The organism is Vibrio sp. RC586 (assembly GCF_000176715.1).
GTDB lineage: Bacteria > Pseudomonadota > Gammaproteobacteria > Enterobacterales > Vibrionaceae > Vibrio.
On sequence record NZ_ADBD01000015.1, the window covers coordinates 1 to 16,342 of the forward strand.

Annotated in this window: 13 protein-coding genes and 3 pseudogenes; 8 read left to right on the forward strand and 8 right to left on the reverse strand. The window is 40.0% G+C overall.

Going from position 1 to position 16,342, the window contains the following annotated elements:
• A pseudogene (locus VOA_RS19965) lies at positions 1-145 on the forward strand (SPOR domain-containing protein); the annotation flags it as partial.
• Between the two features lie 403 nt (positions 146-548).
• On the opposite strand, the gene VOA_RS00575 reads toward VOA_RS19965, so the two are convergent.
• Together VOA_RS00575 and VOA_RS0118795 are read right to left on the reverse strand one after the other, a co-directional pair.
• Positions 549-1,790 (reverse strand): type II toxin-antitoxin system HipA family toxin, encoded by a 1,242-nt coding sequence (locus VOA_RS00575; protein WP_000409329.1) that lies wholly within the window; start codon positions 1,788-1,790, stop codon positions 549-551.
• A gap of 13 nt (positions 1,791-1,803) precedes the next feature.
• The gene (locus tag VOA_RS0118795; protein ID WP_000234916.1) at positions 1,804-2,121 is read right to left on the reverse strand and encodes a helix-turn-helix domain-containing protein; all 318 of its coding nucleotides are present in this window, start codon (positions 2,119-2,121) and stop codon (positions 1,804-1,806) included.
• Between the two features lie 930 nt (positions 2,122-3,051).
• On the opposite strand from VOA_RS0118795, the gene VOA_RS0118800 reads away from it, so the two are divergent.
• On the forward strand, positions 3,052-3,642 hold the full coding sequence (locus VOA_RS0118800; RefSeq protein ID WP_000495158.1) for a hypothetical protein: 591 nt from the start codon (positions 3,052-3,054) through the stop codon (positions 3,640-3,642).
• Between the two features lie 270 nt (positions 3,643-3,912).
• On the opposite strand, the gene VOA_RS00570 is transcribed toward VOA_RS0118800, so the two are convergent.
• Entirely contained in the window at positions 3,913-4,236 is a 324-nt protein-coding gene (locus tag VOA_RS00570; protein ID WP_000009892.1) for a helix-turn-helix domain-containing protein, read from the reverse strand.
• A 101-nt stretch (positions 4,237-4,337) separates the two neighbouring features.
• Between VOA_RS00570 and VOA_RS0118805 the strand changes: the two are divergent.
• The 6 genes and pseudogenes from VOA_RS0118805 (at position 4,338) to cap3 (ending at position 10,423) form a co-directional block, all read left to right on the forward strand.
• A pseudogene (locus VOA_RS0118805) lies at positions 4,338-4,901 on the forward strand (hypothetical protein).
• Positions 4,902-5,317: 416 nt separating this feature from the next.
• A complete protein-coding gene (locus VOA_RS0118810) occupies positions 5,318-5,566 on the forward strand; it encodes a hypothetical protein (RefSeq protein WP_001125591.1) in 249 nt (82 codons plus the stop codon).
• A gap of 248 nt (positions 5,567-5,814) precedes the next feature.
• Complete coding sequence (locus tag VOA_RS00565; RefSeq protein ID WP_001133549.1) at positions 5,815-6,882, forward strand: CBASS cGAMP-activated phospholipase; 1,068 nt, start codon at positions 5,815-5,817, stop codon at positions 6,880-6,882.
• Positions 6,883-6,895: 13 nt separating this feature from the next.
• Entirely contained in the window at positions 6,896-8,206 is a 1,311-nt protein-coding gene (gene dncV / locus VOA_RS00560) for a cyclic AMP-GMP synthase (RefSeq protein ID WP_083806687.1), read from the forward strand.
• Between the two features lie 2 nt (positions 8,207-8,208).
• Entirely contained in the window at positions 8,209-9,963 is a 1,755-nt protein-coding gene (locus VOA_RS00555) for an E2/UBC family protein (RefSeq protein ID WP_009356196.1), read from the forward strand.
• Positions 9,956-10,423, forward strand: a complete 468-nt coding sequence (cap3, locus tag VOA_RS0118815; RefSeq protein ID WP_001286070.1) for a CBASS system CD-NTase/cGAS isopeptidase Cap3 — start codon at positions 9,956-9,958, stop codon at positions 10,421-10,423. The genes VOA_RS00555 and cap3 overlap by 8 nt, the downstream gene beginning before the upstream one ends.
• Positions 10,424-10,433: 10 nt before the next feature.
• On the opposite strand, the gene VOA_RS0118820 is transcribed toward cap3, so the two are convergent.
• The 5 genes and pseudogenes from VOA_RS0118820 to VOA_RS00535 form a co-directional block, all read right to left on the reverse strand.
• On the reverse strand, positions 10,434-10,865 hold the full coding sequence (locus VOA_RS0118820; protein ID WP_000047044.1) for a hypothetical protein: 432 nt from the start codon (positions 10,863-10,865) through the stop codon (positions 10,434-10,436).
• Positions 10,837-12,951, reverse strand: coding sequence for a hypothetical protein (locus tag VOA_RS00550; RefSeq protein WP_000188054.1), 2,115 nt, complete (start codon positions 12,949-12,951; stop codon positions 10,837-10,839). Before VOA_RS00550 ends, VOA_RS0118820 begins: the two co-directional genes overlap by 29 nt.
• Positions 12,952-12,960: 9 nt before the next feature.
• Positions 12,961-14,649, reverse strand: coding sequence for a hypothetical protein (locus VOA_RS00545; protein ID WP_000222515.1), 1,689 nt, complete (start codon positions 14,647-14,649; stop codon positions 12,961-12,963).
• Positions 14,646-15,848, reverse strand: coding sequence for a site-specific integrase (locus VOA_RS00540; RefSeq protein WP_000259058.1), 1,203 nt, complete (start codon positions 15,846-15,848; stop codon positions 14,646-14,648). The genes VOA_RS00545 and VOA_RS00540 overlap by 4 nt, the downstream gene beginning before the upstream one ends.
• 88 nt (positions 15,849-15,936) lie before the next feature.
• A pseudogene (locus VOA_RS00535) lies at positions 15,937-16,342 on the reverse strand (glutathione-disulfide reductase); the annotation flags it as partial.

Below are 16,342 nucleotides of genomic sequence, written 5' to 3' on the forward strand. Positions count from 1 at the left end.
ATTACTGAGTTCTAAACAGATGCAGCAACATCAATGGCCAGTTCAACTGCCTTATTGGGGTGAAGGGCGTAAAGGGATGTTCACCACTGGCAAAGTCAATGTGTTAAAAGGCTCATCACTGCTCAATGTGGTGTGTGTGAGGTAAAACGCTTCTAAATGAGAAAGCGGCTATGAGCCGCTTTCTTTATTGAACAGAATTGAGTATGGATGCTACCGCATCGTGCATCTATACTATTTATTTCTGACTCTGGAAGTATTCTGGAAACCTTTTGATTGCAAGGTATAAGGAGAGTTTTCCAGAAAAGACTAAAAATTGGCTAAATTTTAAGAAATTGTAAGTCTGGAAAATCGATTTTCCAGACTACTGAACATATCTAAAAGGTAACGTTCCAGAATAATTTAGCGGTCGGCGCTATCAGCAATATAAATTCAGAAATATATAGTAGATTGATTAGGGCTCTAAGCACACATAGACTGTACAATTCCAAAAGCTATCCAGGCGATCAATTGCTCCCATGGTAGTCTTAGCTTATAGATCTACATAATGCCTATGGCACTTGAAAGCAATCCCTGAGTAAATCCCGTTCCCCTTTCTCTATTCCTGCTTTTTTTGCTAGTTCCTCCCATCGTGAAACGGCAGTGGCTACTTTTTGGTAAATATCATCAGCTTTCTTAGAATCTAACTGAAAGTATTCTGCGACCTCATAGGCTAGTTTAATCTCAAGAGCATTGCTCATGTCATCGATGTTTAGGTGCAACCCCGTAGCATTCAGGGTAGGGTTAATGTCATACGCTGGCGATAATCGCCAACCTGTCGTATCAAAAATGAAACCGTGGTTACGTAGATGGTCGTCGCTATTGGAAACCATAATATTGAATAGTATGCGCGCCCAAAGCTGCTCTAAGTCTTCTTGTGTGTTTGAGCCATTCTGGATAAGGAATTCAGCGAGTTCTAGATAGCTTGCACCGTCATCATTACCGTCAAAATACGCTAATTGCGTCATGGCTGAAGTGAAATGAAGCCTTTTACCATCATCGTCACGGTCGAACCGCTTGGTAAGAAAGATATGGTGGTGCGAACCAATGGCTTGTACCTTTGATTCTGCCATATTGATCCCAGCCTCGAGAGCCATTTGGTAAACCACAAATTCCCATAGCCCTATGTCATAATCATCATAACGGCTTGGGAATTTGGCTAACCAGAGAGTGTTGTCAACATTCCTAACGGATGCTTTCGGGCGAGCGCCACCTAGTGATGAACCTGGAGAGATAAGCATGTTGAGCCATTTGAGATAATCTGGGTTGTCAAACTCTGGTTTATCCTCCACACCATTTGCTGCTTGCTGTAGTTCTGGCAGTGATGTCATAGCTGGTGCGGCTAAGTCGTCATTGTCATCAAGGAATGGGCCGTCATGCGAGGTACGGAAGCGTAGAGCTCCCATACGAAACGAGTCATGCACTCCCAATAGATAGTCTGTTTCAAACAAATTGTTTGCTCTACGTTTTTCGTGACGTGCTATCACCGCTTCTCGCCGCTGCATCAGTAGCCGGCCCCAGCGATCAGGACATGAATCCAGAAAGACTTTGAAGTTTCTGTCATCTTCTGCGTGTTGCTCCCCCACGTACAATTGAAGCGCTGGATCGATTTGGTGCACGTACTTGGAAGCCAACCACTCCTCGTCGTAATTAAAGCTAAAATGCTCTTTGCTGCGAATCACAGAGGACCGTAATGTACCTACAAGCATTGGTTCCTCTGTATCAATCCAATCAGCGTAGACGTAGATTTCCATTAGTTAGCAGTCCTTATCGTTTTCTTTTTAATAACTCTATATCTTGAAGCTTCCTACCAAGCTCATCATCAAGTGCTACCTTGCCAAGATCCGCTAATAGGCCAAGTACAGCAAGCACATTAACATAGTGGCCGATAGACACTGAAGGATCACCTTTAGCTATTTTCCGTAGTGTCGGCTTGGAAATACCAGTCCTCTTGTGCATCATATCTTGGCTTATTCCTCGGCGCTTCATAGCCAACGTTATGTTCTCGCCCAAGTCATGTAGGATTTTTAGATTCTTCGGGAACACTACCGCCCCGCGCTTAGTCTGAGTATTTTTGATTACCATAATGAAACTATGCTTTCACTTAGCCCTGTTAAGTGAAAGTATAGTTTTACAACAAAATTGATTCAATGACATTTTCGACAAATTGAGAGTAGCAAAACAGGATAGCCAAAACATTTAGAAGAGAAACTACGCTTTCACAAAATGTTATTTATGTGAAATCACAGTTTCTCTTTTGATTCTTACTGACGGTGCAAGCCAGTTTCCCATTAGGCTTTATCGTTGAATTCTGAGGATGTCGTTTTAAAAATACGAGAGTAATCGCTACCAGCCAAATGCCTTTTCACAACAAGAAGCAAAGTCTACTAGTTGCGTCCACAGCTTTAAACTTCAAGACTACGTCTCGCAATGTAAATTCTGTATCTTGATGTTTTAGGCTTTGCACAATGGGAGTTACAATAGCTATTTCTCTCGCTGATAGTTTTACATCAATACCTCTAGTACTTCACTGACTTGATATCGTTGCAACTGGATTTAGAGAATCAGACTTAACTTTAGGGTTAAGCGAAATTTTTATACGAACTACTATTTATATGTGATTCTTTAGAAAGTCTGGAAATGATTTTTCCAGATTTTTTACTGTAACCATTTCTATGATATTTAACCCCTTCTAGCACTAATTCCTTCAGCTCGTCATTTAAATTATTTTCAAGTTTATCAATAGCTAGCGTGACATTTTCTGCATTGACAGGATTGGGTCACTATTTTAACCTCATTGTCGCTAAGCGAAAGCAAAGCACTTCTTTCTAGCGTTATGCGTTAGTTAGTAAACGAAGTCGGTTCTCTATTGCTATTTTTCGCATCGAGAGAATCGGCAAATTAAAGAAGCGGAAATTCCGCAAATTAAATTGGAGTTTTTCATGATGAAACTAGGAATGTTCCTAATTAAGTCACGTCTATCCCTAAATCAAATTTTCTTACAGGAGAAAACCAATGTTTACCAGTGGTATGAACACCGACGAAGTAACATGTCGTAAAACGTTACTTGAAGCTAATGAGCAGAATCAAATTCAAGATATTTTAGAAATCGTGTTTCAAATCGCTACTAGCGAATATGAAGCATTAGATGATGGAATTCTTTTAGAGTTAGGTTTTGCAACAAGAAGTGATGCTAAGGCTGCGCGAAATTGGATGCCAAAAGGAAGTAAAGATGGCTACGGAAACCTCCCTTGGGAGAGAGCCGTGAGCAAATCTATCTATAGTTCTAAACGTTTTGTCTTAGCGATAAAGCATAATCGAGAATTAGTAGGTTTGGTATCTGGTGAAGTGGATTTGACCAATAAGCGGTTGATATTGCGTCAGATTGAGAGAGATGCCAGTAAAGTTAGCTTTGAAGGTCGTGCTATCCCATTTGTTTCTGGGTTGATGTACAGAATTTCAGAAGTCTTTGAATTGGATGAAATTCGTATTATGGAACCAGCTAAAGGGTTGATTGACAGGTACAAAGAATTCTTTACAGATGCAGAGGAAGTTGAGCTTCGTCCCCCGTATCTAAAAGTTCCAGTTTACAAGCTATCTAGCTAATAGCTTTTAGCGTTGGTATATAAAGTTGGCTCGTTTTTAGAGTAAAAACGGGCTGACTTGTTTTGCGCATTTACAGATTTAAGAGTACCAGATCGCGAACGCTCTAGCATGGCTAGCGCTTTTGCTTTTGCTTTTGCGATTGCAGCTATGTTTGAGGTTGTCATTGTGAGTACCTTAATTGGTTTGATGAGTGTGAAAGACATGTACGTGCTTGTACATATATTAGACGATAATACAGCATGAAGGAATGGTCAACAATACTTTTAGTTATCAGCTAAGGTCTGTTTTGAAAGTGTGTTGTATGTAAAATGCTAACTCTTGCTTTTGTTTTTTGTCTAATCTGTTAATTAAACGAACTAAGTTTGCAGTAATTTCATCCTCAGAAAAAAAGTAGCTCAACGGCACATCAAGCTCATCCGCAATTAATTTTAGCGTTCGCACATCTGGTGTATGTTTGCCTTTTTCGTATTGGTTCATCCTAGGACTTGCCGAGCTTTCATCCATACCTATTCTCACTCCCAAGGCTTTTTGAGAGAGTTTTGCTTTTTTACGCGCTTCTTTGAGGCGCAGTGGGATTGGATTTTGGAATGACACTTATGGTTCATATCTTAAAGCTCAACTTAACTAAGATTTTCTTAGTTTTACTGATTTCTGTATACTAAGTAATCCTTAGTTTTTGGTGGCATTAGTAATACATGAAACGTTCTATGAAGATCAGTGCAGAGATGTACAAGTTGTTGATTGAAAGAACATTAGATGGCTTTTCAGTAATTGAATTAAGGGATGAGTTTATTGTTCTAAAAGGCTCTCCTATTGATCCTGATGAAGCGCGCAAAAAGGTTTATTGACAAATCTTACGGTTTATAAAGAAAGGCTGGCTTAGAAGTGAAGGGAGCGGTCGTCAAAAAAGATACTTTCAGACAGACACTTTTAAATCTCTTAATGTGGAGCCAAAGTCAGGAAATGTAGATATTGAGATTGTTTTGAACCAGGACTACTCGGTATTAGTGAGTGAGCGTAATCAATATAAAGGAGAGTTAGAGATTGTTTTAGGTGAGATTGACGAATACCAGTCTCTCAATGTTCGATTCCCTGAACTGGAACCAAAATTAATCACGCTTCTTGATGAAGCAAAAGAACGTTCTGCGTGTCTACTGGGAAAGGTTAATGGGTTAACAAATGTTCTGAAGGTGCTCTCTGGTCAAAAAATAGTGCACCAGAAGTTCAAAACTAAGGCCTTGCTTTTTGAAAGGACATAGAGCGATATATAACCAAAGATCAAGTGATTTTTATTTTTCTTAGTTATGTATTAGCTAGTTATGTGCTTGAGGTTTTGAGAGTGCTTTTAGTTAAAAAGGTTATAGGTTAGCAGATACTAACAGGTGATGGCATTAAATGGAGTTATCCACAGTGGGTGTGTTATATGCAACTTGAAATACTGGCTTAGTAACATTATCTTGTTATCTGTAGTGTCAAAGACACAATATGTAGTGTCTTTCTGTGGAGGGAAAACTAACAGGTATTAGATAAAGAAAACCCCCAACGATTGTCAGGGGCTCACTTAAAGACAATCATCACCTACTAGGATGGATGTTCATCTAAACGTCGAACACTTAGCTTAGCATCCATCCTGGTGAACATGAAATAGTTATCACCAATTTTTGGAAGCTTAGTTATGCCTAAAAATATCAAACAGACTTCAAGTGATGTTGCTTCACTTGCCTCTCATATCCTAAAGAACCCAAATGCTTCAACGATCGCAAAAGCGTTTGCTGGTTCGGCTTTATCACAAACTTCAACCTCCAGGCAGACTAGCTCTGAAATGGAAAGCAGAGCGTCTAAAGCGTTGCAGAGCACTAAATACAGTGAAGAAACGAAAACTCTCGCTGCTTCTGTTTTATCTCAATCAAGCAAAGATCGGTAGGAAGAAGTATATGTCCCGTAAAGATTTACTAACGGATATTGCTGACACTCTAAAAAGCATGGTGCAGTAACTCGTATATTCGAGATGCTCACCAAGAAGAGCTATGAGCCTCTTCAATGTCCACGCTGCAATGGTCCAGGGTATGAGCCATGACTAAGCTAGTGAGGATAGGGTCGTAAGTCGTGGTAAATCTATTGTCACAACTTATGCAAAGTGTACTTAGGTGATGGATTGAAAACGGAGGTTACATGCCAAATCCACCTGAATATGAACACCTTAAAAACCAAGTCCGAATTCTTAGTTTGAATGGCGGTGGTGCAAGAGGCTTGTTTACTATCAGCTTGTTAGCTGAAATAGAGCGAATCATCGAGGAAAAACAAGGTATTAACGGTTTTAAAGTTGGAGATTATTTTGACCTGATTACAGGTACTTCTATTGGTGGAATTCTGGCTTTGGGTTTGGCTTATGGAAAGAGCGCCAGAGAACTGGAAGATGTATTTAGAAAACAAGCTGGGTATATTTTCCCAGAGCAGAAATACCCACGATTTTTCCCAGTTTTTCGCAGACGGTATCGACTGGCCAGAGGTCCACTTTATGATAGTAAGCCATTGGCTAAAACGATAGCCAGTATGGTAGGAGAAGAGAGCACTTTTAATGATCTGAAGTGTCGAGTTCTAATTCCTACAGTTAATCTTTCTACAGGTAAACCTCAGTTCTTCAAAACGCCCCACAATCCTGAGTTTCATAGGGATGGCCGTATAAAACTAATAGATGCAGCCTTAGCTACCTCAGCTGCTCCCACATATTTTGCTCCTCATTACTGTGTAGACTTAGATTCGTACTTTGCAGATGGGGGATTGGTTGCTAACAATCCGAGTTTTATTGGCTTACATGAAGTTTTTCGTGATATGACGACAGATTTTCCTGAAACAAAGGTTAGTGATGTCAGGATACTCAACGTAGGTACCTTGGGGGAGGAGTATAGTCTCAGCCCTTCTAGTTTGGCAGGTAAAAGCGGTTATCTAGGATTATGGGGAATGGGAGAGCGGTTAGTTCTCAGTACCATGACGGCAAACCAGCAACTTCACAGAGCAATGTTGTTAAGAGAGTTAGCGACACATGAGGCCGCAGGCAATCTCGTGTACCTGGATGACACAATACCTCATGAAGCTGCAGGTGACATTACGTTAGATAACGCTTCTGCAAGCTCGCTCAGTAATTTAGCTAGCCGCGGTAGGCAGTTAGCTACTGAAGAGTTCACTAAAAACAAAGCATTGGCAGATTTTTTCAAAGTACCTGCCCGCAAATTTAAGTAAATCTTAGAGGAGAGTGAGAATGACTTGGAACTTTCACCAGTACTACACAAACCGAAATGATGGCTTGATGGGCAAGCTAGTTCTTACAGACGAGGAGAAGAACAATCTAAAGGCATTGCGTAAGATCATCCGCTTAAGAACACGAGATGTATTTGAAGAAGCTAAGGGTATTGCCAAGGCTGTGAAAAAAAGTGCTCTTACGTTTGAAATTATTCAGGAAAAGGTGTCAACGACCCAAATTAAGCACCTTTCTGACAACGAACAACGAGAAGTGGCTAAGCTTATTTACGAGATGGATGATGATGCTCGTGATGAGTTTTTGGGATTGACACCTCGCTTTTGGACTCAGGGAAGCTTTCAGTATGACACGCTGAATCGCCCGTTTCACCCTGGTCAAGAAATGGATATTGATGATGGAACCTATATGCCAATGCCTATTTTTGAGTCAGAGCCTAAGATTGGTCATTCTTTACTAATTCTTCTTGTTGATGCATCACTGAAGTCACTTGTAGCTGAAAATTATGGCTGGAAATTTGAAGCTAAGCAGACTTGTGGGAGGATTAAGATTGAGGCAGAGAAAACACATATTGATGTACCAATGTATGCAATCCCTAAAGATGAGTTCCAGAAAAAGCAAATAGCTTTAGAAGCAAATAGATCATTTGTTAAAGGTGCCATTTTTGAATCATATGTTGCAGATTCAATTACTGACGATAGTGAAACTTATGAATTAGATTCAGAAAACGTAAACCTTGCTCTTCGTGAAGGTGATCGGAAATGGATCAATAGCGACCCCAAAATAGTTGAAGATTGGTTCAACGATAGTTGTATACGTATTGGTAAACATCTTCGTAAGGTTTGTCGCTTTATGAAAGCGTGGAGAGATGCGCAGTGGGATGTTGGAGGTCCGTCATCGATTAGTCTTATGGCTGCAACGGTAAACATTCTTGATAGCGTTGCTCATGATGCTAGTGATCTCGGAGAAACAATGAAGATAATTGCTAAGCATTTACCTGGTGAGTTTGCTAGGGGAGTAGAGAGCCCTGACAGTACCGATGAAAAGCCACTCTTCCCACCCTCTTATAAGCATGGCCCTCGGGAGATGGACATTATGAGCAAACTAGAGCGTTTGCCAGAGATTCTGTCATCTGCTGAGTCAGCTGACTCTAAGTCAGAGGCCTTGAAAAAGATTAATATGGCGTTTGGGAATCGTGTTACTAATAGCGAGCTTATTGTTTTGGCAAAGGCTCTACCGGCTTTCGCTCAAGAACCTAGTTCAGCCTCTAAACCTGAAAAAATCAGCAGAACAATGGTAAGTGGCTGAAAGTGAAGCAGGAATTACATCATACATTACTGGGATGCGGATTTCGTTATACGCCCGCTAAACAAATGCCTAATGGCATTCTGTTGGATACAAAAAGCCGACGCAAAGGCTACTACGTAAAAGAGTACTCGACTAAAGGTGGGGTATTTGTAATTGCTTTGGTTCTGTGGAATGACCCGCACATACAGTTACCCTTTGCGTATATTCTGCAGCAACCTGAACAGTATAAAGGTCGACTACTGCCTCACATTAATTTCGGGTTTTACCTGTGCTATGTTGCTCAAATGGAGGCTGATTGGAACTCCAATGATCTAAAGTCAACTTATCAAGATGTGGATGAGCAAATACAGCTAACCTTGGATAACTCTGTCGCATCTGTCGAGAGTGGAACGTCAAATGATGTTGAGCTTGAAGGAGAGTTTAGTGCTTATTGGCAATCAGAAGAAGAGCTCTACCTGTTAGCTAAGCCGTCGAGAAAAGCTCAGTTAAAGGCTCATCTAGTAGAAGCTGAGCTAAGTAGTGGCTCTATCCGGAGAGAGTACGTAGCTGCTTGCTCTGAGCAAAGTGAAGAGTTAGTAAAATGGTTGAACCAAAGAAAGTTCGATGAAAGCTCCCTGCAAGAAGTGTTAATTACAACACATTGTATATCAGTAAAGCCGAACCGTTTGGCAGGTGTAAACTGGCCTCCATCTTGCCTTCGTGAGGTGTTAAGTTGGTTGAAGCTCGTTGATTGCTCTGCGCATGCTCGGACGGTTACTCTCTTGATGGCCAAGAGGACAAAACGTCACATATTTTTGTTTGATGTGGAGGGGCAAGATGAATTGGCCGTTTACTTGGAGCTGAATTTAGATGTTATTGGTAAGCGGTACTTTGGTAGGAATGCCGCTAGAAAGCGGAACATAAACAATGAAGCGGCATTATTAGGTGGCAAGTTTGTGAATGCCAACTTTAAGCGGCTAGGTGTGACCAGGGCTGATCGAGACACTCTACTAAGTCGTAATCAACCGCGACCAGACGTTGGAAATTTAAGTCAGAAGCGTATTGCTCTTATTGGATGCGGGACTATAGGTGGATATTTGGCAGAACTGCTGCTGCGTAGTGGTGCTGGCTGCGGAGAAAATTACTTCCACCTTTATGATAATGATTCTTTCAAACCACACAATTTTGCTCGGCATTCTCTGACAGCTCATAACTTTGGTCTAGCGAAATCTATAGCTTTAGCCAATAGCCTGAAGGAAGCCGTCCATATCGCTCAGAGTATCAAAGGAATTGACAGACAGTTCCCTATCCAGGCAGATGTTCTATCGAAATATGACATTGTTATTGATGCAACAGGTCGCCCACCTGTTTCCAAACGTCTTGCAGCAGTGGCTAGGACTCTAATTGCAGATATTAGGCCTGTTCTTATTCATGCATTTAATGATGGTAATGGGCGGGCTTCAAAGGTTTTGGTTGATGATGGTCGCTGCTGTTATGGTTGTATGATGGCTGATCCAGCAGTTTATCGAAACAACATAGATCTTCGTTTTGAGGGCATTGATCTGGCAAAAGAGAAGCACATAAGTTGTGGGAGTACATATACACCATATGATGCTGCAGTAAGCCATATAACGGCGGCTTTAGCTCAGGAGGCCGTCTTGAATACGCTAGAGCATACACTTCCCTGGAACTATAGTGAGCATATGTTAGATGGTTCTCGTTCGAAAAAGCCGAGAACTCTAAAGCGCTTCTCAGGATGTAATATTTGTGATGAGTGATGTCGAACTTGTTTTCAAAGATGAGAGTGATTGCCTTGTTGTCATTATGGGACATGTAGTAACGCGATTACTGTCTTATCGTCAGCTCCATCAGCTTACCCCTGAGTCTGCTGGTGTCCTTATAGGAGAGCGTAGAGGACAACATTTGGTTGTTTGCGATATCTCTGAACCTGGGTCTGGCGACATTCGTCAGAGGTGCAGAGTTGATCGTCGAGGAGTTCACCATCAGTCACGAGTGAATGAGGCCTTTGAAAGATCTGCTGGTACTCATCTGTACCTTGGGGAGTGGCACACACACCCGGAAGATAGACCATTCCCCTCCGCGACAGATAGACATTCTTGGAGAAGAAATATTGTCTCCGACGAGTCTATGCTCTTACTGATAGTTGGCCGCAAGGGCTTTTGGCTTGGTAAGAAAGAAAGAGAGTTAATTACTGTATTTAAGAAAATCGAATCTTAGGTATACTAATTCATTCACTGTACTTCGGAAGTTGTTCAATATCGGATTCAAATTCTGAAATTTTGTACTGATATTGCTGAATCATTAAGGTGAGCTGGTTATGTTGGCTCGCCATACTAGATAGTTGTTCTTTTAAATCTTCTACTTGCTCTCGGTACTTTTCCTTCAGTTTTATTTCCTTATTTAATCTATCTCTTAAGCTAGAAATCTTATCTTCATATGCATTTTGAGTCCTAATTTTCGGTGAGTTCCGGATGGCGGACTCTTTGATTTTTTGTACTATATCTTTGTAGTAATAGGCAGAGCCATCACCGAGTCCAGCTTCTTCTTCGACAGCCTTAACGGATATCTTCCTTGCAGGATCTACGCGGTGAGTTTTTCCCGATAAAATTCTTCCTAGTGCTTGCTCTAGTTCAACCTTCGTAATTTGGGATTTGCTCATATTTATCGTTACCTATTTCAAATCTAGTGAATGGGATCTGGAACTTATGAAGAACTTTTTCTGCGGCTCTTATTTGAGTAATAAAATGTGAATACATGGAAGATGTTAGTGAACCTATAGCTTCCATGTCAGTAACTTGTTTGCATACCCATTGATAGCGTTTGTTCCAGTTTTCAGCTTTTTCTTTATCGATAAGCTGGTTTTCACAACTCATACAGTTGGCTGGAGAACTCACTTTATGCATCTGGCATTCGTAACCAGCCATACAGTAAGAGTGTAATGTACCAACAAGAGTTAATCGACCAGCTTTAACATGTTCATCTATTGCATCCCAAGATTTGTATTTTTTATGTAGGGATATTCGATTTTTATTTATAGAGCCTGCCATATGACCCATAAGTTGACCTGAATCCCAGCCTTTATACCATTCATGAATTTTTTGTGTCGTAGACTCTTGGATTACGTCATTGAGGAATGCTTGAAGCTCTGTATCGATCTGTAGTGCTTTTATTTTGCTGGCAAGCCCACCTTCTCCGTACCATTCTGTTGTGGGTAGATCTAGGTGTTTGAACTGTTCTTTTATCGCAATATCGTGACAAAGGTTATGACGTTTTGAAAATACAGCAAAAGTTCTGCGTAGTTGATGGGTAGTTAATGGCCAGATATTGCCAACTTTTAAATTTTCAGCAGCCTTTTTGGGTTCCCTATTTGGATTGATAATTTTAAATTCATTTAGGTCATTTTCTGTTATAATGGCATTTGCTTTTTTACATATTTTTCTGAAGTGTCTTCTCATATTATTATCTTGAGAAATAATGGGTAATTGAGATTTTCGACCTTGGACTAACCATAAACATGAAGAATTATATTCACTCATTGGATCATCATCTTCTATTAATTGAATTCGCATAAACCTTGATATTGCTTCTGCTAAATCAATTGCCTTCTCTGCTAGTTTGGTTGTTATCCATTCTGCTGGCTTTCCTCTACCTTGTGAAAATTTATGATGTTCAGATCTAAGAACGTAATACTTTCTTCCATATAATTCTTTGTCTCTAAAACTATTCGAATCTAAACAATATAATTCTGAACGCCGCATTCCGGTAAGGGCTCCACATACAATGAAACATATTGTTTGTAATTCGATAATAGCACTTTGTAGCTTTCGTTCATTATGCGGTAATTTCAGATATAAAGGGGTTTCAGATAAATGGGATTTTATTATTGAGTGATATGATGCTGGCATATGGTTATTCACTTCTACTCTGTAGTCAGTGGAGTCTTGATTTATCCATGTCCATTTACCGCTTGAAATTTTTTCATCTACCCTACGTTTTCCTTCTTCATAGTTTTGTCTTAAGTCATGTAGCAGTTCATGAATGGCTTCTTTATATGGAAAAAAATCTTCTATTTGCTGAAAACAATAGCTATATATTTTTTCCATAATTTTAGTAGGAATTGCATAAAATTGGTTAGTGCCTTCTTCTTTACGTTTTCCTGTCATTTCATAAGCAAACTTTGTAGATGTTTGATCTTTTTGTATCTTGAACTTTATAGGTAGATAGCGACTAACTCTCTCTATATTTGACAAAGTGTTGTATAGAGCAGCTACTTGAGAATGTTGATAATTTTGTGATCGAATATAGTCAGAGAATTCTGCAAATACAATATTTGATGACAGATCTTTTATGGAGCGAAATCCTTTGGATTCTATGAACTTATAGATTTGGGCTAATTTTGAAAATCGCGCTAGAAGTGTTGATGGTTTAATTACCGCTCCTTTTCTATGATGTCCTGATATATAAAGCCATGAGAAACATATAATCTTCATTTCTCTAGCTAAATTCTCATCAGAGAATGATGAAAAAATAGTATGTTTTTTATGGACAACTCTAGAATCCAAGTACGCAGAAAAGTTCCATTCTTCATCTCCAAAATAGCTTTTAGGGCTGCCATCATATTGTTTTGTTACAACAATTTTATCTAATTTTTCAAAATCTTTATTAAGATAAAGATTAATTACTTTTTTATATTCGGAAATGTTTTCTTTAAGTATATTTTTAGGTAGTTCAAATAATGGCGTCATAGCTTGTCCTTAAAAATCGATATTGATGCCTTCCGGCCATAAAGGATGTCTACCTTCATTCTGTAGTTTTTTTTCGGCTAACCTTTTAACTTTGGGGTGGATGGTGAAGACAATGCGATTGATCGAATTTAAAAGATCAGAATAGTTTTTATTAAAATGTTGCTCACTGAGATGGTGAACTTTTGAATCGATGATGGATTCTCGATAACTCAGTAAACACCAGATATCCTCAACACTTTCAATGATGACCTGATTTTCACAATTGAAGCAATTATGAATGTCAGAACAAGCCAGATGGTCAACGTTAAAGTCTTTCGGACTGAAGTGATTCCTCCTTCGATATTTGTCAGCATGACTGGAATAGACATCTTTACAGCCCGTTCCTATAATCGTTTTTTCGCCGTGCTTATCTGCATATTTTGCAAGGAACTCCTCGTACGGAAGAACTTCTAATCCCAACTCTTTTTTTGCAAATTCTTTTGCAGCATTAATATCTGAACATCGAGCAGCGCCTTCAATTGTGTAAGTTGCTGCAAGCAACTGTTTTTGGTTCTCAACCTGATTTCCGGAAGAATAGTGCTTTGATAACGTGTATGGGGTGTTGCCTAAGAGCAATGCTGTTTCAGTTGCATTTCCCGTTTTTGCTAAATAGCGGGAACTTCCACTGGCACGAAATTTTGAAGCCATTGGCCTCAATGGCTCACCATCATCAGATTTTAGATAAAACGTCTCATACAGCCATTTAGAGAAGGTTTGTATATGTCCTTGTTCCAAAGGCGCAATATGATCTTTTTTGGTTTGCCAGAGCAAATGAGGATCCGAAGAAATAAGGCTACTAAGCTGCAATAGCTGCTCAAAAAATCTAAGTGCTATTTTGGGAACATGAAATGTACCGTTATCCCCAATCGATATAGATACATACTTATTTGCTCTAGGCTTTAAAACACTTTGCTCAAACCACTTACCACCTTCAAATATTTTTTCTTTCGGCTTTGTCATGTTGAGGAGAACGGTTGTATTGCCCCAAGTGTAATATGACAACATGAAGTAGGCGGCACTAAAGCATTTTGTTATTGGTGAGGCGATTTCATGTGTATGGTTGTTGTAGGTAAAGGCCGCAGTTCTTTTATTGGTTGAGGCATTCAAATGTATGCTCGGGTTCTCCATGATTTGTTTAGAGATCTGTCTGAAAAATGAGTTAATAACTTTGATTAAGGAAGACAGCTCTCGATCTGAATAACCTTGAGTGGGATTAGGTTCAGAGCGAAACAATCCATAAGGAGAGAACCATTCTGAGCTTGGGTTACCAAGCATTTCCAAACATTTTTTTGAACAAGAAATCATTTTTCGTGCAGAATTGACGTTCATTGAAGATATACGAACTTGTTCTATTAAGTGCCTCTCCCATGACTCAACAGCGGCTGAGCTTTCCGGATTAAGTCTTTTTGAATCACAAAAGCGAACGTACTTTGCAAAATCTCTTAGGTAGCTTTGTTTTGTCAGATCAGAGTATTCGTTCGTCTCAGTAAATGTTCGGTACCATCTCAAAACATCAGCATCTCGATTTGCAGGTTCGGCTTGTTGTAAATCTCTTTTAAAAGCAACGCCTTTGTAGAAAAAACGAGTGAAGTCATAAGTGAACGTTTGTTTGATTCCGGTGCGAAGTTTGATTGTTAACGTTGGAGGAGAGTAAGTCATAACATTGCTTCCTCCAATATTTGGTCAAGCATCACAATCGCATTTTGGTTTGCTTTTTCTTTTCTCAAATATCGAAGGTATTTCCATGTGGTTTTATCGTCTTTGTGCCCCATCCATCCCATGATCAAAGCTAAGGCATCGCCAACTGGGAGATGGTTCATTAATGAATCGAGGCGATAGGTTCCATAGGTCGCTCTCAAGTCATGAGTGCGATGATTAAAGATAATATTGTGTTTCTGGTGGATGTGGTGTTTTAGGCGACGAAAATGTTGCTGGATGTTGTTACTACAAAGCGGGTTACCTAAATTGTTAAGGAGAAGCGTTTTATTTGTATTATTAGTTTTCTGTTCCCGTTTGAGTCGTCGTTCACTAACCAAATAGTCATACATTCTGCGCATTAGCTGGTTAGGTATTTCTACTTTGCGCGTTTTGTTGAATTTTGTATGTACGCCGTTATGAGCTCCGAGTTCAACTTCGTATCGACGAATATGTTGTTGAGGCATTTCCACAACCGAAAATGGAAATGTACAAGCTTCTTCAACGCGTAATCCAGACTGTATTTGTAGTAGTTGATGAATGATAAATTCTTCGGAACACTCTCTGAGGCAGTCGGCGAAACATAATAGTTCTTGCTGAGATAATGGATTGAGTTTCTGCTGTTCATTTCTGGCCGGTTTCCTGATTCTTAGATCAGTTGAACGTACTGCGAACCTCGGGTTGTTATGATTCATCATTCCTGTATTGGCAATGTGAACTATCTGATAATTAAATGGTTTGCTCTCTTCGGTGAAGGTGATAAATCTTTCATGAGCTGCCCATTCATAGAACTTTATGACATGAAGAATGTACATAGATGCTGTCGAAAAAGCGATCTCACCGCTTCTAGCTGCTTTTAACAGGTCATCATTTCTGAATCGATAGGTGGGTTTTAGATAGTCGTTTGCTGGAAAATTATCCCAGGAATAATTATTTGTTTCTAAGAACTGCCAATATCTCTTAAGAGCGCGAACACTCACTGTTACATCGACTGCTTTTCGAATATTCACCAAGTAATTGAGCCAAAGGTTCACCGGTAGCAGGTATTCGTTGTCTTTAGAGTAAAAGGTAGGAAATCCACTTAATTGAATGGATTTCGATTTGCTTGATGGCGGATAGATTCGGGGAACATCAAAATTTTTCGAATTTATGACAGTAACCATACCAGCCTCCAATGTATTTGATATACGTAGAGGCTAGTATGTTTTCCAGAGTTTACAAATCTACAGGGTGGATTTTCCAGATACCGATCTACATGGTAACAAATTCTTCTGAACCCGTTGGGTGAATTGCGACCACGGAATCGAAATCGGCTTTGGTTGCGCCCATTTTTATCGCGACACCAAAACCTTGGATCATTTCATCAACCGCAAAACCGATGCCGTGTAGACCAACCACGGTCTCTTCTGGGCCAGCGCAAACCAGCTTCATTTTGCATGGCTGACGGTGAGAGGTGACGGCGGTGTACATAGCGGTGAAGCTGGATTTGTACACTTTCACGTTCTCTGCACCGTACTGAGCAATCGCTTGTGGCTCAGTCAGACCAATGGTGCCGATCGGTGGGTGGCTAAACACCACGGTTGGAACCAACTGGTAATCCATCTTGGCGTTCAGTTTGTTATTAAACAGGCGCTCAGAAAGTTGACGTCCCGCTTTT

Coding starts and splice junctions, on each gene's coding strand:
- VOA_RS0118800 (WP_000495158.1), top strand. CDS start 3,052: ATGTTTACCAGTGGTATGAACACCGACGAAGTAACATGTCGTAAAACG.
- VOA_RS00575 (WP_000409329.1), bottom strand. CDS start 1,790: ATGGAAATCTACGTCTACGCTGATTGGATTGATACAGAGGAACCAATG.
- cap3 (WP_001286070.1), top strand. CDS start 9,956: ATGAGTGATGTCGAACTTGTTTTCAAAGATGAGAGTGATTGCCTTGTT.
- VOA_RS00545 (WP_000222515.1), bottom strand. CDS start 14,649: ATGACTTACTCTCCTCCAACGTTAACAATCAAACTTCGCACCGGAATC.
- VOA_RS0118820 (WP_000047044.1), bottom strand. CDS start 10,865: ATGAGCAAATCCCAAATTACGAAGGTTGAACTAGAGCAAGCACTAGGA.
- VOA_RS00550 (WP_000188054.1), bottom strand. CDS start 12,951: ATGACGCCATTATTTGAACTACCTAAAAATATACTTAAAGAAAACATT.
- VOA_RS00540 (WP_000259058.1), bottom strand. CDS start 15,848: ATGGTTACTGTCATAAATTCGAAAAATTTTGATGTTCCCCGAATCTAT.
- VOA_RS00565 (WP_001133549.1), top strand. CDS start 5,815: ATGCCAAATCCACCTGAATATGAACACCTTAAAAACCAAGTCCGAATT.
- VOA_RS0118810 (WP_001125591.1), top strand. CDS start 5,318: ATGCCTAAAAATATCAAACAGACTTCAAGTGATGTTGCTTCACTTGCC.
- VOA_RS0118795 (WP_000234916.1), bottom strand. CDS start 2,121: ATGGTAATCAAAAATACTCAGACTAAGCGCGGGGCGGTAGTGTTCCCG.